The following is a 17454-nucleotide window of genomic DNA, read 5'->3' as shown; positions in this document are numbered from 1 at the left end:
ACAAAGCAAGTGCTTGGTAGGTTAGCCTACAGCCATGCAGGAGGTCGAGGAGTTCCGGGCGGAGGTCCGCGGCTGGCTGGCCGACCACCTCGTCGGCGACTTCGCCAAGCTCAAGGGCCTCGGCGGGCCCGGCCGCGAACACGAGGCGTTCGAGGAACGGCGCGAGTGGAACCGGCTGCTCGCGAAGGCGGGGCTGACCTGTCTCGGCTGGCCCGTCGAGCACGGCGGTCGCGGGCTGTCCGTGGCGCACCGGGTGGCCTTCTACGAGGAGTACGCGCTCGCCGACGCGCCGGACAAGGTGAACCACTTCGGCGAGGAGCTCATCGGCCCCACGCTGATCGCCTACGGCACGCCCGAGCAGCAGCGGCGCTTCCTGCCCGGCATCCTCGACGTCACCGAGCTGTGGTGTCAGGGCTACTCCGAGCCCGGCGCCGGCAGCGACCTCGCCAACGTCTCCACGACCGCGGTCCTCGACGGTGACGAGTGGGTCATCAACGGGCAAAAGGTGTGGACCTCGCTGGCGCACTGGGCGCAGTGGTGCTTCGTGGTCGCCCGCACCGAGAAGGGCAGCAAGCGCCACGCCGGGCTTTCCTACCTGCTCGTGCCGCTCGACCAGCCCGGCGTGCAGATCCGCCCGATCATCCAGCTCACCGGCGACTCCGAGTTCAACGAGGTGTTCTTCGACGACGCCCGCACCGCGGCCGACCTGGTGGTCGGCGAGCCCGGTGACGGCTGGCGCGTCGCGATGGGCACGCTGCAGTTCGAGCGCGGCGTCTCGACGCTCGGCCAGCAGATCCGTTACGCGCGCGAGCTCGCCGGCATCGCCGCGCTGGCGAAGGAGACGGGTGCGGCCGACGATCCGCTGATCCGTCGGCGGCTGGCGCGCGCGTGGGTGGGGCTGCGGCGCATGCGGTCCTTCGCGCTCAAGACCATGGACATCAACGGACGGGCGCAACCGGTCGCCGGCTCGGACTCGGTGTCGAAGCTGCTGTGGGCGAACTGGCACCGCGACCTCGGCGAGCTCGCGATGGACGTCAAGGGTGCTGCGGGCCTGACGCTGGCGGGCGGCGAGTTCGACGAGTGGCAGCGGCTCTACCTGTTCTCGCGCGCGGACACCATCTACGGCGGCTCCAACGAGATCCAGCGCAACATCATCGCCGAGCGCGCGCTCGGCCTTCCGCGCGAAACACGTTGAGGGAAGAGGACATTCGATGAACCTGCGGGAAGCACCGCCAGAGATACCCGGCCACGGCCTGCTCACCGGCAAGGTCGTCGTGGTGACCGCCGCGGCGGGCACGGGCATCGGCTCGGCGACCGCCCGCCGCGCGCTCGCCGAAGGCGCCGACGTCGTGGTCAGCGACCACCACGAGCGGCGGCTGGGCGAGACCCGCGACGCGCTGGCCGACCTGAACCTCGGCCGCGTCGAGGCCGTGGTGTGCGACGTGACGTCGACCGCGCAGGTCGACGCGTTGATCGCCGCCACCACCGCCCGGCTCGGCCGGCTCGACGTGCTGGTGAACAATGCCGGCCTCGGCGGCCAGACGCCCGTCGTCGACATGACCGACGAGGAGTGGGACCGCGTCCTGGACGTCACGCTGACGTCAACGTTCCGCAGCACCCGCGCGGCGCTGCGCTACTTCCGCGAGGCGGGCCACGGCGGCGCGATCGTCAACAACGCCAGCGTCCTCGGGTGGCGGGCGCAGCACTCGCAGAGCCACTACGCGGCCGCCAAGGCGGGCGTCATGGCGCTGACACGCTGTTCGGCGATCGAGGCCGTCGACGTCGGTGTGCGCATCAACGCGGTGTCACCGAGCATCGCGCGGCACAAGTTCCTCGACAAGACGTCGTCGACCGAGCTGCTCGACCGGCTCAGCGAGCAGGAGGCCTTCGGCCGGGCCGCCGAACCGTGGGAGGTGGCGGCCACCATCGCGTTCCTCGCCAGCGACTACGCCAGTTATCTCACCGGAGAGGTCATCTCGGTCTCCAGCCAGCGGGCCTGAGGCGCCGAGAACACCGTTCTTGCGGCAAACCGGGCCGGACAGCGTCACTATCCGTAGCGTCGGCGCGTGGTGCGCAGGCTGCCGAGCAAGTGCTTGGTTGGTATGCTCGCGGAATGGAACGCGTCGCGCCCAGCCGTCGCGACGAGCTGTTGGAGCTCGCCGCGACGATGATGGCGGACCGCGGCCTGCGCGCCACCACCGTGCGCGACATCGCCGACGCGGCGGGCATCCTCTCCGGTAGCCTCTATCACCACTTCGCGTCGAAGGAAGAGATCGTCGACGACGTGCTGCGTGGCTTCCTGGACTGGCTCTTCGCGCGCTACCAGCAGATCATCGACAACGAGCCGAACCCGCTGGAGCGGCTCAAGGGCCTGTTCATGGCGTCGTTCGAGGCCATCGAGCACCGGCACGCCCAGGTCGTCATCTACCAGGACGAGGCGAAGCGGCTCGTCGGTCAGCCACGCTTCGACTACCTTGAACAGCGCAACCGCGAGCAGCGCACGATGTGGGTCGGCGTGCTACGCCAGGGCATCGACGAGGGGTACTTCCGGCCCGACATCGACGTCGACCTCGTCTACCGCTTCATCCGGGACACCACCTGGGTGTCGGTGCGCTGGTATCAGCCCGGCGGCCCGCTGACCGCCGAACAGGTCGGCGCGCAGTACCTGTCCATCGTCCTCGGCGGGATCGCCGCGGCGCAGGATCGCTAAGGAGTAATCGACATGCCCGAGGCGTACATCATCGACGCTGTGCGTACCGCCGTCGGCAAGCGCAACGGCTCGCTCGCCGGCCTGCACCCCGTGGACCTCGGCGCCGAGGCGTGGCGGGGGCTGCTCGGCCGCACCGACGTCGACCCGGGCGCGGTCGACGACGTGATCGCCGGCTGCGTCGACGCGATCGGCGGCCAGGCCGGCAACATCGGCCGGCTGTCGTGGCTGGCGGCCGGCTACCCCGAAGAGGTTCCCGGCGTCACCGTCGACCGCCAATGCGGCTCGAGCCAGCAGGCGATCTCGTTCGGCGCGCAGGCCATCATGGCCGGCACCGCCGACCTGATCGTGGCCGGCGGCATGCAGAACATGAGCCAGATCCCGATCTCGTCGGCCATGATCGTCGGCGAGCAGTTCGGGTTCACCTCGCCCACCAACGAGTCGAGGTACTGGCAGCAGCGCTACGGCGACGAGGAGATCTCGCAGTTCCGGGGCGCCGAGCTCATCGCCGAGCACTGGAACCTGTCGCGCGAGGAGATGGAGGAGTTCGCGCTCGCCAGCCACCAGCGGGCGATCGCGGCCATCCGCGGCGGCGACTTCGAGAAGGAGATCATCGCCGTCTCCGTCGATGGGACCGGCTTCGCGGTCGACGAGGGGCCGCGCGAGACGTCGCTGGAGAAGATGGCGTCGCTGAAGCCGCTCGTCGAGGGCGGGCGGTTGACGGCGGCGCACGCCAGCCAGATCTCCGACGGCGCGTCGGCGGTGCTGCTGGCGTCGGAGCGGGCCGTCAAGGATCACGGCCTGACCCCCCGCGCCCGCATCCACCACATCAGCGCGCGCGGCGCCGATCCGGTGTTCATGCTCACCGGCCCCATCCCCGCGACCCGTTACGCGCTGGACAAGACCGGCCTGTCGATCGACGACATCGACACCGTCGAGATCAACGAGGCCTTCGCCCCGGTCGTGCTGTCATGGCTCAAGGAGATCAAGGCCGACCCCGACAAGGTGAACCCGAACGGCGGCGCCATCGCGCTCGGCCATCCGCTCGGCGCCACCGGGGCCAAGCTCTTCGCCACCATGCTGAACACGCTGGAACGCATCGGTGGGCGTTACGGTCTGCAGACGATGTGCGAAGGCGGCGGCACGGCCAACGTCACGATCATTGAGCGGTTGTAGGGGGATACCGGCCGCTGGACGGGTGACGGAGCAGCACCTCGTACTGCGAGTTGGCGTGGTCGACGTCGCGGGGTTCGTACCGGCCGGCGGAGTTGACGACGAGGTGGCCGGCGCCGTCGCGCAGCTCGCCGTTTCCGCCGGCGTGGACGAACACCGCGTTGGGGTCGGGGGATCCGGCCGGCGCGCCGGGGAAGTCCGCGAATTGCACGCCGCCGGCCACCCAAAAGGTCACCGACAGGCTGGCGGCGTCCGCGGCCCGGTACCAGCGTTCGCCGAGGTCGTTCCAGCGCTGCGCCTCCGCGCGCGCCTCGTCGGCGGGCACCCCGAGCGCCGTCATGGCTTCGGCCGACGGCCAGCCCACCTCACCGATGTCGCCGTGCACGCGGTGGCGCGCGATCCAGCGCACGAACTGGTCGAGGCGGTCGAGGTTCCAGTCGTCGAAGGACTTGTCGCCGGTGGTGCCGGCGTCGGTCAGCCGCTTCTCCCAGTAGCTGTAGCGCAGCTCGGGCACGGCGCTGCCGGGCACCGCGTAGCGGCCTGACTGGTCGAAGTAGTGGTGTGCCGAGTAGACGAGCTCACCGGCGGGGTCGTCGATCCATGCGGTCGGGTGCAGGTCGTCGAACGCGTCGACGTTGGACCAGCTGACTCCCTCGATCAACAGCCGCCGGCGGTCGCCTTCGGCGCGGATGGCGTCCACGGCGGCCTGCGAGAACCGTTCCCAGATCTTCGCATCGTCTCGGGTGTTGGTGCCGTCACCGGTGAGGTCGTTGGGCTCGTTCATCAGGTCGTAGGCCTGGATGCCGGGTTGTCCGCGCAGGGCGCGGCTCAGCCGGGTCCACACGTCGGCGAACTGCTCGACGGTGATGCCGCGCGAGCAGACCGCCACGCTGCCGTCGGGTAGCCGGTAGCGGCAGCCGTTGTGCAGGTCGACCACCACGCGGATGCCGGCGGCCTGCGCGCGGTTGATCTCCGTGCGCAGCCGGCTCACCTCGTCGGTCGACAGCGGCCCGCCGAGCTGCGGCTGGATGCGTTCCCAGGAGATGGGGAGCCGGACGACGTCGACGCCGCGCGCGGCCTGAAAGGCATAGCTCGCCGCCGACTCGTTCCCGGCGTGGCCGTCGTAGCCGGCGAACCAGAGGAACGTCATGTTGTTGACGCCCCGCAGGAACGGCCCGGCGAGCGGCTTCGGGGGCGGCGCGCACCCCGTCCCGGCGAGCAGCACCGCGGCGAAAAGCGCGGCGACGCGGATCCGACGACGCCTGCTCCCGACGGCGGTCACGCGCCGGGTCCGTGTGCCCGCAGCCCGGAAGGCAAATACTCGTCGGTGATGGGCGAGCACCGGCTTCGGGCGTCCATAGTGCGTTCAGTATGGCACGGGTGACGCGGGCCTGCGCATTCAGCAAAGAGCGGCGGATATGCTCGACGTCCATGCCGCCGGCTGGTCGCGACGCGGCCGTGTGCCGTTGTTTACCACCGGTAAACAACGGGCAGTCTTCGGCCGGCACCATCCGTTTTTACCGAGGAGTTCCGAGTGGTTGACGCCCGCTACGGCGCCGACGGGCCACGCACGCGGTTCGTCGCGGCCACCGGCCTGATCGCCGCACTGTCGTCGTTCCTGTGCTGCACGCTCTGCGTCGTGGCGACCGGATACGGCGCGGACGCGCTGGCCTTGGCCGCGGGGCTGCTGGCGACGGTGTCGGTGGTGGTGACCATGGTGAGCTTCGAGTGCGACGGCAAGCGCCGCGACCGGCGCCGGCAGCTGAGCCTGGTGGTGCCTGTCGACGAGCCGATCGTCGCCACCACCGGCTGAGCGCTACTCCACGATCGAGGCCGACGCCGCCCGCAGGTGTGCCACCGCATCGGCGACGACGGTGCTGATCAGTTCCTGGCACGACGGGAGATCGTCGAGGATGCCGGCCACCTGGCCCGACGCCAGCACACCGGCGTCGGTGTTGCCGTCCACCAGGCCGGCCTTGAGCAGCATGGGCGTGTTCGCGGCCATGACGACCTGGGACCAGGTCAGCTCCTTGCCGTGGCGCATCGCGAGCCCGTCGCGGACCATCGCGCTCCACGACATCCCGGACATCTTCTTGAATTTCTGCGCGTTGCGCACCGCGGCGGCGAAACCGCGCGCCCGCGAACCGCTTTCGAGCTTCTCCACCAGCCCGGTGCGCAGCACCCGATGCGGCATGCCGTCGACGCGGCGCGACACCACGGTGCCGTTGAGGTCGGCCGCCAGATAGCGCTGCTTCACCGCGTCGGGCACCGTCGAGTCCGACGTCAGCAGGAAGCGGGTGCCCATGCCGACGCCCGCGGCGCCGTAGGACAACGCGGCCGCCAGCCCACGGCCGTCGAAGAATCCGCCGGCGGCGACGACGGGAATGCCGCTGTCGCGCAGGGCGTCCAGCACGGACGGCAGCAGGAGCGTGGTGGCGACGGGTCCGGTGTGGCCGCCGCCCTCACCGCCCTGGACGATCACCGCGTCGGCGCCCCAGCTCGCCACCTTGCGGGCGTGCTTGGCGGCACCCACCGACGGGATCACCACCACGCCGGCGTCTTTGAGCCGGGCGATCAGATCGGCCTTCGGCGCCAGGGCGAAGGACGCGACCTTGACGCCTTCGCGGATCAGCAGGTCGATGCGCTCACCGGCATCGGCGGCGTCGGCGCGGATGTTGATGCCGAACGGCTTGTCGGTGGCGCCCTTCACCTTGGCGACCGCGGTCGCGAGCTCGTCGAGCGTCATGGTTGCCGACGCGAGGATACCGAGCCCGCCGGCGTTCGCGGTGGCCGACACCAGCCGCGCACCGGCCACCCAGCCCATGCCGGTCTGCACCACCGGGTGCTCGATGCCGACGAGGTCGGTGAGCGGGGTGCGCAGCCGCGCTGTCATGCGCTGCTGCCTTTCCGCTCCTCGCGTGCGCTGCTGCCTTTCCGCTCCTCGCGTGCGCTGCTGCCTCTTCGCTCCTCGCGTGCGCGGCTGCCCTTTCGCTCCTCGCGTGCGCGGACTTCCTTGTCGCGCAGCGACTTGGGATCGATCACCTCGCGGATGAGCCGCAGTTCGTCGTCGGTGGGCGCCCGGGTCTCGGTGGCGTCGGCCAACCCGTGTACCTCGAACGACGTAGCGGCGCGCACGTCGTCGGCGGTGACGCCCGGGTGCAGCGACACCGCCCGCAGCTGCCGATCGGGGCCGCCGAAGTCGAACACGCCGAGGTTGCTCACCACGCGGTAGACGTCGGTGAAGCGGTAGGCCGGGTTGTCCGGATCCACCTTGTCCCAGCCGATCCCGGACACGATGTCGACGGTGTCGGTGAACACTCGCGGTGCGTGGTTGCCCACCCAGTAGCTGGTGCGGTGGTTGATCGTGTTGCCGGGCGCACCGCGCACACCGAACATCTGCCGCGTGGGCCGCTGCAGCGGCCCGAACGCCGACAGGTTCTGGTTGCCGTAGCGGTCGATCTGGTTGGCGCCCATCACGACGTGGCGGCGGCCCCAGGTCAGCGTCTCGAAGACCCGGCCGAACGGCATCCAGCCCTCGGTGGCACCTGGCTTGCCGATCGCCGGGGTGTCGGCGAGCAGCATCGCCTCGCCGTCGGTCAGCAGAATGTCGGGGGAGAACGTGAGCCGGGCGAGCCGGGCGCCGACCGACACGACGGTGGTCATCGGGCTGACCATGATCTCGCCGGCGTCGCGGAACAGTTCCGCGCAGGCGACGACGCACACCTCGGCGCGGGTGACGTCGCTCATGCTTCCTCCCCGAAGGCGCGCACCGCGGCCTGGTAGTCGTCCTCGCCGCCGGACAGGAAGCGCTCGACGAACGCCCGCCACGTGTCGGGCTCCGTTGCCGCTTCGGCGTAGTGGCGCTGGAATCTCTCGTCGCGGCCGTAATCCGGTGCGGCGGTGGTGAAGTGCGCACCGCCGGGTGCCTCGATCACGGCGTCGACCATCATCCGGTTGACCAGCAGCGCCTGGTGCGGCACCGCCTTCACCAGCTCGTCGGTGGGCACCACCTGCTCCACCGACAGGTAGCGGCGGTCCGCGGCCATCAGGAACAGGTCGTCGAAGTACGGGTCGACGCCGGTGTAGGCGGCGTTACCGCGCTCGTCGCCGAGGTTCAGGTGGACGAACGCGGCGTCGAGCCGCAGGGCCGGCATCGCGATCAGCGTCTCGGTGCCGCCGCCCGGCGACGGATACGGCGAGGTGACGGTCGCGAGCTCGCCGTCCCAGAAGTCGGGCACCGAGCTGCCCAGGCCGGCGCGGATCGGCAGGAACGGCAGCCGTTGCGCGGCGGCCTGCAGCCCGCAGCGCAGCATGCCCTCGTCCATCTCGCGCGCCTCGATGGCGCCGGAGGTGCGGGCCTTGGCGAACCACGGGTCGTAGAACGGCGGCGAATCGAGTGACACGAAGCCGTAGTAGGCGCGCTTCACCTTGCCCGCCGAGCACAGCAGCCCGAGGTCCGGGCCGCCGTAGGTCACCACCGTGAGGTCGGTGACGTCGGTGCGCAGCAGCGCCCGGATGAATGCCATCGGCTTGCGGCGGGAGCCCCAGCCGCCGACGCCGATGGTCATGCCGCTCTCGATCGAGGCGACCGCCTCGTCCAGCGTGGTCAGCTTCTGGCTCACTTCGATCCCTTGTCGGTCCCCGCGAACGCGTCACGGTGTTCGTCGGAGACGCCGGCGAGGTTCAGCTCGAAGGTGAAGCCCTGCTCCATGCGGTAGCTGGAGTTGACCCGCTGCACGTCGATGAAGTTCAGCGCCTCCTTCGCCGCGCGGATCACGCGGGTGTCCTTGGCGGCGATGTCGCGGGCCACCCGCAGCGCCGCCTCGTCGAGTTCGGCGCGCGGCACGACCTCGTGGACGGAGCCGAAGTGGTGCAGCGTCGCGGCGTCGACCGTGGCGGCGGTGAAGAACAACCGGCGCATCATGTGCTGCGGGACGAGCCGCGACAGGTGCGTGGCCGCGCCGAGGGCGCCGCGCTCCACCTCGGGCAAGCCGAACGTCGCGTCGTCGGAGGCGACGATCACGTCGGCGTTGCCGATCAGGCCGATGCCGCCGCCGACGCAGAAGCCGTTGACCGCGGCGACGACCGGCACCGCGCACTCGTACACCGCGCGGAACGCCTCGAAGCAGCCGCGGTTGGCGTCGATGAGTGCTCCAAACGCAGGTTCGTTTCTGCTCCTCGCGTCCGCGGCGGTGCGCTGCATCTCCTTGATGTCCACTCCCGCGTTGAACCCGCGACCCTCGGCCCGCAGGATCACGACGTGCGTGGTCTGGTCGCGGCCGGCGGCGGTGATCGCGTCGGCGAGTTCGAACCAGCCGCGGGAGGGGATGGCGTTGACGGGTGGATAGTCGACCGTGACCGAGACGATCCCCGGCTCGACGTCGCTGGCGGCGATGGGCATGGGCGTCCTTCTGGGGAGTTGCTACCTGAGCAAGCACTTGCTTGGTACGCTAGCACAGTGACCGACTCGTCAGGCAGCGGTTCGTTCGACCTGGGACTGGCCGGCCAAGTGGTGTTGGTGACCGGCGGTGTCCGCGGGGTCGGGGCGGGCATCAGCGAGGTCTTCGCTGCTCAGGGCGCCACGGTGATCGCCTGTGCGCGCAGGCCGGTCGAAGGTTCGCCGTACGAGTTCCGCACCTGCGACGTGCGGGATCCGCAGTCGGTGGCAGACCTGATCGACGGCATCGTCGCCGATCACGGCCGCATCGACGTCGCGGTGAACAACGCCGGCGGATCGCCCTACGCGCTGGCCGCCGACGCGTCGCCGAAGTTCCACGCGAAGATCGTCGAGCTGAACCTGCTCGGCATGCTGCACGTGTCGCAGCGGGCGAATGCCGCGATGCAGCAGCAGGATTCGGGTGGGGCCATCGTGTCGATCTCGAGCGTCAGCGGCCGGCGGCCCACCCCCGGCACCGCCGCCTACGGTGCGGCGAAGGCCGGCGTGGAGAGCCTCACCGCCACGCTCGCGGTCGAATGGGCGCCGAAGGTGCGGGTGAATGCCCTCGCGGTCGGCATGGTCGAGACCGAGCAGGTCGAGCTGTTCTACGGCGACGCCGAATCGCAGGCGGCGGTGGCCGCGACGGTGCCGCTCGGCCGGCTCGCCAAACCGACCGAGATCGGCTGGGCCGCCGCGTTTCTCGCCTCCGACGCGGCGTCCTACGTCAGCGGGGCGACGCTCGCCGTCCACGGTGGGGGCGAGCCGCCGCCGTATCTCGAAGCCACCAGCGCGATCACGTAGAGGAGACAGCACAACATGGCATTTCTCGACGGCCGGGTGGTCATCGTGACCGGCGCCGGCGGCGGTATCGGCCGCGCGCATGCGCTGGCGTTCGCCGCCGAAGGCGCCCGCGTGGTGGTCAACGACATCGGCGTGGGACTCGACGGCTCACCGGCGAGCGGCGGCAGCGCCGCGCAGGGCGTCGTCGACGAGATCGCCGCCGCCGGTGGGGAAGCCGTCGCCGACGGCTCCGACATCTCCGACTGGGAGCAGGCCGCGAGCCTCGTCCAGCACGCGGTGGACAGCTTCGGCAGGGTCGACGTGCTGGTCAACAATGCGGGCATCGTCCGCGACCGGATGATCGCCAACACCAGCGAGGCCGAGTTCGACGCCGTGGTCGCCGTCCACCTCAAGGGCCACTTCGCAACCATCCGCCACGCCGCCGCCCACTGGCGTGCGCAGGCGAAAGCCGGCGAGCAGGTCGACGCCCGCATCGTCAACACCAGCTCGGGCGCCGGGCTGCAGGGCAGTGTGGGGCAAGGCAACTACTCCGCGGCCAAGGCCGGGATCGCCGGCCTGACGCTGGTGGCCGCCGCGGAGCTGGGCCGCTACGGCGTCACCGTCAACGCGATCGCGCCGTCGGCCCGCACCCGCATGACCGAGACGGTGTTCGCCGAGATGATGAGCACCCAGGACCGGGACTTCGACGCGATGGCGCCGGAGAACATCTCGCCGCTGGTGGTCTGGCTCGGCAGTGCGGAGTCGCGCGACGTGACAGGCCGCGTGTTCGAGCTCGAGGGCGGCCTGATCCGGGTGGCGGAGGGCTGGGCGCACGGGCCGCAGGTCGACAAGGGCGCGCGGTGGGATCCGACCGAACTCGGCCCGGTCGTGCGAGATCTGCTGGCCAAGGCGCGTCCCCCGGCGCCCGTCTACGGCACCTGACGGCTCGTCCCCGGCCATCTGCGCGAGCGTGCGTGTCTGTACGCCGACACGCCGCAACAGGTGTGCAATCCGCGCACGCTCGCGCTCGCCCGGTGTCGGTGCACTCGGGTTAGGCGCCGTCCGGCCGGTGGCGATCGCAGACGCCGGAATGCTGAGCGATAAGGGCCATCCCGAGGGCATGGTGATGGGCAGCTATTCACGCGCGGACAGCGTCGCCGCGAGCGATCTGGAGTTGGTGCCGGAGGACATCGAGGTCGCCGCCACGGTGGATGCCCGCTTCGCAGTCGGGTGACCTAGGAGCCCGCCGGCTCGCACACCACCAGCGGGATCTCCCGGTTCTCGCGCTCGGCGGCCTCGCGGTAGTTCTGGTACGGCGGATACATCTGAACCAGGATCGGCCAGTAGCGGCGGCGCTCCTCGTGGCTGGCATCACGGGCTCGCAGATGCATGATCTCGTCGCGGATCTGCACGGTGACGTCGGGGTTTGCCTTGAGATTGCGGTACCACAGCGGGTCCTTCGCGCGGCCGCCGAACGACGCCGGCAGGATCACCTTGTCGCCGTCGCGGTAGTAGAGCATCGCCGTGGTGCGCGGCTTGCCGGACTTGCGCCCGATGGTGGTGAGCAGCGCGGCGGGGAACCAGAGCAACCGGTGACCGAGCAGGCCGTTGGTGCGCTGGTACACGGCGATGTGGCCGCGCGAGAAATACTTGAGGGCGGTGGCGAGCACGCCGGAGTTGCGAACCTTTTGCGACAGCTCACCCATGGTGGGTTATTAGCCCGCCTGGTAGGGGCGCAAACCGTTACGGATCGCAGATGACGATCGGGATCTCGCGGTCGGTGTAGGAGCGGTAGTTCTTGAAGTCGGGATACATCGCGTCGAGCTTGGGCCAGTATTCGTCGCGCTCGGCCGGGGTGGCGTCGCGCGCCGTCAGGTGCAGCACCTCGTTGTTGATCTGGAACGACACCTCGGGGTTGGCCTTGAGGTTCAGATACCACATCGGGTTGGTGGCGCGGCCGCCCTGCGAGGCGACGAGGACGATCCGGTTGCCCTCCCGCAGGTACAGCAGCGGGCTCTCGCGAGGCTGGCCGGTCTTGCGCCCGGTGGTGGTGAGCACGCCGACGGGCGCGCCTCGCAGGAACGTCCCGCCGATCTTTCCGCCGCTTCGCTTGTACACCGCGGTGTTGAGCCGCGACATCCACTTGATGATGACGCCCGTCGCACCGGAGTTCAGGAAGCGGGGCGGATTGGCCATCGACGGTCCTTAACGCTGCAGGAAGGGCCGGATGTCGGCCCGGATGTGATGGATCTTGCCATCGGCGGCGGGGATCAGGAAGGTCTCGTCGACGTGCGCGGCCACGCGGCGCCCGCCGAACGCGGCCCGGGTGATCACGTCGAAGCGAGCGCGGATCTCGTCGCCGTCGGCGGTGAGCTCGGGCTCGGTGGTCGCGGTGATCACGCGGTACTGCAGCCCGCGATTGAGGCTGCGGCGCAGGTGTTTTCCGGAGAAACCGGTCTTGATACCCACCTCGACGCGCGTGCAGTCCGGGGCGAACGGCACGTCGTCGGCGTCGTGGCTCGCCAGCGCGGCGATGTAGGCGCGCGCCGCGGCGAACCGGTCGTCGTCGGAGACGGCCACGCCGTCAGATCCGTTCGAGGATGGTCCCGGTGGACAACGCACCCCCCGCGCACATGGTGATGAGCGCGGTGCTGGCGTCGGTGCGCTCCAGCTCGTGCAGCGCGGTGGTGATCAGCCGGCTGCCGGTGCTCCCGACGGGGTGTCCGAGCGCGATTGCGCCGCCGTTGACGTTCACCTTGTCCATGTCCGCCTCGTGCACGCGGGCCCACGACAGTACGACGGACGCGAACGCCTCGTTGATCTCGACGAGGTCGATGTCGCCCATCTTCATGCCGGCCTTCTCGAGCACCTTGGCGGTGGACTGGACGGGCCCGTCGAGGTGGTAGTACGGCTCGGCGCCGACGAGCGCCTGGCTGACGATGCGGGCGCGCGGCGTGAGGCCGTGCGCCTTGGCGACGTCTTCGTCCATCCACAGCACGGCGGCGGCGCCGTCGGAGATCTGCGACGACGTGCCCGCGGTGTGGATACCGCCCTCCAGCACCGGCTTGAGCTGGCTGAGCCCTTCGAGCGTGGTGTCGCGCAGCCCTTGGTCGCGGGTGACGGGCGCCCGCTCGGCGGTGGGGCGCTTGTTCTCGTCGAGCACCGGCGCCTCGATGGGGCTGATCTCGCGGTCGAACCGACCCTCGGCCCAGGCCTGCTTGGCCTTGGCCTGCGAGGCGAACCCGAACTGATCGATGTCGTCGCGGGTGATGCCGCGGCGCTTGGCGATTCGCTCAGCGGCTTCGAACTGGTTGGGCATGTCGATGTCCCACGACTCCGCCCGGATCGCCGAACGGTCGGGCCCGGCGTTGGCGCCCAGGCCCACGCGGCTCATGGCCTCGATGCCGCAGGCGATACCGATGTCGATGGCGCCGGCGGCGATCAATCCCGCGATGAGGTGGTTTGCCTGCTGGCCGCTGCCGCACTGGCAGTCGATGGTGGTGGCGCCGACATGCTCGGGCAGCCCGGCCGTCAGCCAGCCGACGCGGGTGATGTTGTTGGACTGTTCGGCGAACTGCGTGACGCAGCCGCCGATGACCTGCTCGACGTGCTCTGCCGCAAAGCCGGAGTCGACACCGGCCTTGTCGACGAGCGCCTTCTGCACCGCGCCGAGGAGCTCGGTCGCATGCAGACCCGACAACCATCCGTTGCGCTTTCCAATGGGGCTACGGGTGGCTTCGACGATGACTGGATTGCCCATCGCGCCAGGCTAGAACACGTTTCATTCGCTTGACAAGCGAGGATGCGGCCGTGCCTTTGATCTGCGGTGGAGCCATGTTTTACTGACACTAGAACATGTTGCAATCCAGGAGAGAGCACAGTGAATTCCCCCAAGATCCCCGCCGATTTCGACTTCCTCGACCCCGACGTCAACCTGGCGGGGCTGCCGGTCGATGAGCTGGCAGAGCTCCGCAGGTCCGAGCCTATCCACTGGGTCGACGTGCCGGGCGGCACGGGTGGTTTCGGCGACAAGGGCTACTGGCTCGTCACCAAGCACGCCGACGTCAAGGAGGTGTCGAAGCGCAGTGACGTCTTCGGGAGCTCGCCCGACGGCGCCATCCCGGTGTGGCCGCAGGAGATGACGCGCGACGCGATCGACCTGCAGCGCCACGTGCTCCTCAACATGGATGCGCCGCAGCACACCCGGCTCCGCAAGATCATCTCGCGCGGCTTCACCCCGCGTGCGGTCGGCCGGCTGGAGGCCGAACTCCACCAGCGGGCGCAGAACATCGCCAAGAGTGCGCTCGCCAACGGCGCGGGGGATTTCGTCGAGCAGGTGTCGGCCGAATTGCCGCTGCAGGCCATCGCCGAGCTGCTCGGCGTGCCGCAGGACGACCGCGACAAGATCTTCCGCTGGTCCAACGAGATGACCGGCGGCGAGGATCCCGAGTACGCCGATGTCGACCCGGCGATGTCGTCGTTCGAGCTGATCACCTACGCCATGAAGATGGCCGAGGAGCGCAAGCAGCACCCGACCGAGGACATCGTCACCAAGCTCATCGAGGCCGATTTCGACGGTGAGAAGCTGTCAGACGACGAATTCGGCTTCTTCGTCATCATGCTCGCGGTGGCCGGCAACGAGACCACCCGCAACTCGATCACCCACGGCATGATCGCGTTCGCGAACAATCCCGAGCAGTGGGAGCTGTACAAGCGGGAGCGCCCGGAGACCGCCGCCGACGAGATCGTCCGCTGGGCCACGCCGGTGTCGGCGTTCCAACGCACCGCCCTGGCGGACGTCGAGCTCGGCGGCGTCAGCATCAAGAAGGGGCAGCGGGTGGTCATGAGCTACCGCTCGGCCAATTTCGACGACGAGGTGTTCGAGGACCCGCACTCGTTCAACATCCTGCGTAACCCGAACCCGCATGTCGGTTTCGGCGGCACGGGCGCCCACTACTGCATCGGCGCCAACCTGGCCAGGATGACCATCAACCTCATCTTCAACGCGGTCGCCGACAACATGCCCGATCTCAAGCCGATCGGCCAGCCCGAGCGGTTACGGTCGGGGTGGCTCAACGGCATCAAGCACTGGCAGGTCGACTACACCGGAGCCGGCAAGTAGACAGCGCCGCTGATCGCACTCGAGGAGGAGTGGATGGATTTCAGTCCGAATCCCGAGCAGCAGGCTGTCGCCGACGTGGTGACGTCTGTGCTCGAACGGGAGAACAGTTGGGACGCACTGGTTTCCGGTGGCGTCGCCGCGCTGGGTGTGCCGGACCGGCTCGGCGGTGACGGGCTGGGGCTCGCCGAGATCGCGACCGCGCTCACCGAGATCGGCCGCCACGGCGTGATCGGTCCGGCGCTGGCAACCCTCGGCCTCGGACTGATTCCGCTGCGGAGCCTCGCCACGGACGGCCAACAGGACCGCTATCTCGCCGGCGTCGCGACGGGCGCGCTGGTGACCGCCGCGCTCAACGAGCCCGGGTCGGCGCTGCCGGACCGGCCGGCCACGACGCTCTCGGCTGGCCGGCTCGACGGCACCAAGGTGGGCGTGCCGTATGCCGAAGCGGCGCAATGGATCCTGGTGACCGCCGACACCGGTGTGGCCGTGGTGGCCGCCGGCGCCGACGGGGTGCGGTTCATCCCGACTCCGACGTCGAACGGCGCCGACGAGTACACGGTCGTGTTCTCCGACGTGGCGGTCGACGACGCCGATGTGCTGGCCGACGCCACCGCGCACCGGGTCAACCAGCTCGCGCTCGCCGCGATCGGCGCCTTTGCGGCCGGCCTGGTCGCGGGTGCGCTGCGGCTGACCGCCGACTACGTGGCCAACCGCCACCAGTTCGGCCGGCCGCTGTCGACCTTCCAGACCGTCGCCGCGCAGCTGGCCGAGGTCTACATCGTCTCGCGCACGGTGGATCTCGCGTCGACGTCGGTCATCTGGCGGCTGTCGGAGGGGCGCGACGCGGCCGAGGACCTCGACGTGCTCGGCTACTGGCTGACCTCGCAGGCGCCGCCGGTGATGCAGACCTGCCACCATCTGCACGGCGGGATGGGGATGGACATCACCTATCCGATGAACCGCTACTACTCGACGATCAAGGACCTGACCCGGCTGCTGGGCGGACCGTCGCAGCGCCTGGACCTGGTGGGAGCCTAGCCATGTTGATCGACCTGACGCCGGAGCAGCGGCAGTTGCAAGCCGAACTGCGGGAGTACTTCTCGAATCTCATCACGCCGCAGGAAGCGCAGGCGATGGAGACCGACCGGCACAACGACGCCTACCGCGCGGTCATCAAGCGCATGGGCGCCGACGGCAAGCTGGGCGTCGGCTGGCCCAAGGAGTTCGGCGGCCACGGGTTCGGCCCCGTCGAGCAGTCGATCTTCGTCAACGAGGCCGCCCGCGCCGACGTGCCGCTGCCCGCGGTGACGCTGCAGACCGTCGGCCCGACGCTGCAGGTGTACGGCACCGAGGAGCAGAAGAAGCGCTTCCTGCCGGCGATCCTGGCGGGTGAGGTGCACTTCGCGATCGGCTACTCCGAGCCCGAGGCCGGTACCGACTTGGCGTCGCTGCGGACGTCGGCGGTGCGTCACGGCGACGAATGGATCGTCAACGGCCAGAAGATCTGGACCACCGGCGGCCACGACGCCGACTACATCTGGCTCGCGGTGCGCACCGACCCGGAAGCGCCGAAACACAAGGGCATCTCGATCCTCATCGTCGACACGACGGATCCCGGGTACTCGTGGACGCCGATCATCCTGTCCGACGGTGCGCACCACACCAACGCCACCTACTACAACGACGTGCGGGTGCCGGCCGACATGCTGGTGGGTGAGGAGAACGCGGGCTGGAAGCTGATCACGACGCAGCTCAACCACGAGCGCGTCATGCTCGGGCCGGCCGGCAAGGTCGCGGGCGTCTACGACCGGGTGCACGCCTGGGCATCGAAGCCCGGCAGCAACGGCGTCACGCCCATCGAGATCGACAACGTGCGTCGGGCGCTCGGTGAGATCCGGGCGATCTGGCGGATCAACGAGCTACTCAACTGGCAGGTGGCGGCGGCCGGCGAGACCATCGCCGTCGCGGACGCCGCCGCGACGAAGGTGTTCTCCACCGAGCGGATCCAGCGGGTCGGCCGGCTGGCCGAGGAGATCGTCGGCGGGTACGGCAACCCCGCCGACGAGGACATCGCAGAGCTGTTGCGGTGGCTGGATTCTCAGACGAAGCGCAACCTGGTCATCACGTTCGGCGGCGGCGTCAACGAGGTGATGCGCGAGATGATCGCGGCGTCGGGGCTGAAGGTGCCGAGGGTCCCCCGATGAGCGCTTGCGCGGAGAGAAAGCGCCCCCGATG

Annotated in this window: 19 protein-coding genes and 1 pseudogene; 11 read left to right on the top strand and 9 right to left on the bottom strand. The window is 69.7% G+C overall.

Translation table 11 applies throughout. The annotated features are described in order from the left end of the window. Positions 1-34 precede the first annotated feature (34 nt). The 4 genes from ipdE1 (at position 35) to fadA6 (ending at position 3883) form a co-directional block, all read left to right on the top strand. On the top strand, positions 35-1195 hold the full coding sequence (gene ipdE1 / locus LV457_RS03735) for an acyl-CoA dehydrogenase IpdE1 (RefSeq protein WP_232169067.1): 1161 nt from the start codon (positions 35-37) through the stop codon (positions 1193-1195). 16 nt (positions 1196-1211) lie between these two features. Beyond that, positions 1212-2000 carry a (5R,7aS)-5-hydroxy-7a-methyl-1-oxo-2,3,5,6,7,7a-hexahydro-1H-indene-carboxyl-CoA reductase gene (ipdF, locus tag LV457_RS03730; protein ID WP_232169065.1) on the top strand — a complete coding sequence of 263 codons (789 nt, stop codon included), beginning with the start codon at positions 1212-1214 and terminating at the stop codon, positions 1998-2000. A 113-nt stretch (positions 2001-2113) separates the two neighbouring features. Then, complete coding sequence (kstR2, locus tag LV457_RS03725) at positions 2114-2710, top strand: TetR family transcriptional regulator KstR2 (RefSeq protein ID WP_232169064.1); 597 nt, start codon at positions 2114-2116, stop codon at positions 2708-2710. A gap of 12 nt (positions 2711-2722) precedes the next feature. Continuing rightward, positions 2723-3883, top strand: coding sequence for a steroid 3-ketoacyl-CoA thiolase FadA6 (gene fadA6, locus LV457_RS03720; protein ID WP_232169063.1), 1161 nt, complete (start codon positions 2723-2725; stop codon positions 3881-3883). Here the strand turns inward: fadA6 and LV457_RS03715 are convergent. Beyond that, positions 3867-5162, bottom strand: coding sequence for a glycoside hydrolase family 5 protein (locus LV457_RS03715; protein ID WP_232169062.1), 1296 nt, complete (start codon positions 5160-5162; stop codon positions 3867-3869). The genes fadA6 and LV457_RS03715 overlap by 17 nt on opposite strands. Before the next feature lie 252 nt (positions 5163-5414). On the opposite strand from LV457_RS03715, the gene LV457_RS03710 reads away from it, so the two are divergent. Next, a complete protein-coding gene (locus tag LV457_RS03710) occupies positions 5415-5693 on the top strand; it encodes a hypothetical protein (protein ID WP_232169061.1) in 279 nt (92 codons plus the stop codon). A 3-nt stretch (positions 5694-5696) separates the two neighbouring features. Here the strand turns inward: LV457_RS03710 and ipdC are convergent, their stop codons facing one another. From ipdC to echA20, 4 genes and pseudogenes are all read right to left on the bottom strand, one after another. Next, the gene (ipdC, locus tag LV457_RS03705) at positions 5697-6773 is read right to left on the bottom strand and encodes a (3aS,4S,5R,7aS)-5-hydroxy-7a-methyl-1-oxo-octahydro-1H-indene-4-carboxyl-CoA dehydrogenase (protein ID WP_232169060.1); all 1077 of its coding nucleotides are present in this window, start codon (positions 6771-6773) and stop codon (positions 5697-5699) included. Positions 6774-6880: 107 nt separating this feature from the next. After that, positions 6881-7627 (bottom strand): annotated as a pseudogene (gene ipdB / locus LV457_RS03700) (cholesterol ring-cleaving hydrolase subunit IpdB); the annotation flags it as partial. After that, complete coding sequence (gene ipdA / locus LV457_RS03695; RefSeq protein WP_308192160.1) at positions 7624-8502, bottom strand: cholesterol ring-cleaving hydrolase subunit IpdA; 879 nt, start codon at positions 8500-8502, stop codon at positions 7624-7626. The pseudogene ipdB and the gene ipdA, both read right to left, overlap by 4 nt. Next, a complete protein-coding gene (echA20, locus tag LV457_RS03690; RefSeq protein ID WP_232169059.1) occupies positions 8499-9281 on the bottom strand; it encodes a (7aS)-7a-methyl-1,5-dioxo-2,3,5,6,7,7a-hexahydro-1H-indene-carboxyl-CoA hydrolase in 783 nt (260 codons plus the stop codon). Before echA20 ends, ipdA begins: the two co-directional genes overlap by 4 nt. 57 nt (positions 9282-9338) lie before the next feature. Between echA20 and LV457_RS03685 the strand changes: the two genes are divergently transcribed. The 3 genes from LV457_RS03685 (at position 9339) to LV457_RS03675 (ending at position 11331) form a co-directional block, all read left to right on the top strand. Beyond that, positions 9339-10118: an SDR family oxidoreductase gene (locus LV457_RS03685; RefSeq protein WP_232169058.1), complete on the top strand. Its 780-nt coding sequence runs from the start codon at positions 9339-9341 to the stop codon at positions 10116-10118. Between the two features lie 15 nt (positions 10119-10133). Beyond that, positions 10134-11039, top strand: coding sequence for an SDR family oxidoreductase (locus LV457_RS03680; RefSeq protein ID WP_232169056.1), 906 nt, complete (start codon positions 10134-10136; stop codon positions 11037-11039). 127 nt (positions 11040-11166) lie between these two features. Beyond that, positions 11167-11331, top strand: coding sequence for a hypothetical protein (locus LV457_RS03675; RefSeq protein ID WP_232169054.1), 165 nt, complete (start codon positions 11167-11169; stop codon positions 11329-11331). Between the two features lies 1 nt (position 11332). On the opposite strand, the gene LV457_RS03670 is transcribed toward LV457_RS03675, so the two are convergent. From LV457_RS03670 to LV457_RS03655, 4 genes are read right to left on the bottom strand one after another with little or no spacing between them, the layout of a single operon-like run. Next, the gene (locus LV457_RS03670) at positions 11333-11803 is read right to left on the bottom strand and encodes a nitroreductase family deazaflavin-dependent oxidoreductase (RefSeq protein ID WP_232169053.1); all 471 of its coding nucleotides are present in this window, start codon (positions 11801-11803) and stop codon (positions 11333-11335) included. Between the two features lie 37 nt (positions 11804-11840). After that, positions 11841-12293, bottom strand: a complete 453-nt coding sequence (locus tag LV457_RS03665; RefSeq protein WP_232169052.1) for a nitroreductase family deazaflavin-dependent oxidoreductase — start codon at positions 12291-12293, stop codon at positions 11841-11843. A 9-nt stretch (positions 12294-12302) separates the two neighbouring features. Continuing rightward, positions 12303-12677 carry a hypothetical protein gene (locus LV457_RS03660; RefSeq protein ID WP_232169051.1) on the bottom strand — a complete coding sequence of 125 codons (375 nt, stop codon included), beginning with the start codon at positions 12675-12677 and terminating at the stop codon, positions 12303-12305. A gap of 4 nt (positions 12678-12681) precedes the next feature. After that, positions 12682-13857 carry a steroid 3-ketoacyl-CoA thiolase gene (locus tag LV457_RS03655; protein ID WP_232169050.1) on the bottom strand — a complete coding sequence of 392 codons (1176 nt, stop codon included), beginning with the start codon at positions 13855-13857 and terminating at the stop codon, positions 12682-12684. A 120-nt stretch (positions 13858-13977) separates the two neighbouring features. Here LV457_RS03655 and LV457_RS03650 point away from each other — a divergent pair, with 120 nt between their 5' ends. From LV457_RS03650 to fadE29, 3 genes are read left to right on the top strand one after another with little or no spacing between them, the layout of a single operon-like run. Next, positions 13978-15219 (top strand): cytochrome P450, encoded by a 1242-nt coding sequence (locus tag LV457_RS03650; RefSeq protein ID WP_232169049.1) that lies wholly within the window; start codon positions 13978-13980, stop codon positions 15217-15219. Between the two features lie 33 nt (positions 15220-15252). Further along, a complete protein-coding gene (locus tag LV457_RS03645) occupies positions 15253-16257 on the top strand; it encodes an acyl-CoA dehydrogenase family protein (RefSeq protein WP_232169048.1) in 1005 nt (334 codons plus the stop codon). Between the two features lie 2 nt (positions 16258-16259). After that, complete coding sequence (fadE29, locus tag LV457_RS03640; protein WP_232169047.1) at positions 16260-17423, top strand: acyl-CoA dehydrogenase FadE29; 1164 nt, start codon at positions 16260-16262, stop codon at positions 17421-17423. The last annotated feature ends 31 nt before the right edge of the window (positions 17424-17454 follow it).

It is taken from the genome of Mycobacterium sp. MYCO198283 (assembly GCF_021213805.1).
In the GTDB taxonomy this organism is placed as follows: Bacteria; Actinomycetota; Actinomycetes; order Mycobacteriales; family Mycobacteriaceae; genus Mycobacterium.
The sequence above is the reverse complement of the archived record's forward strand: the minus strand, read 5'-3'. Positions and strand labels throughout refer to the sequence as shown.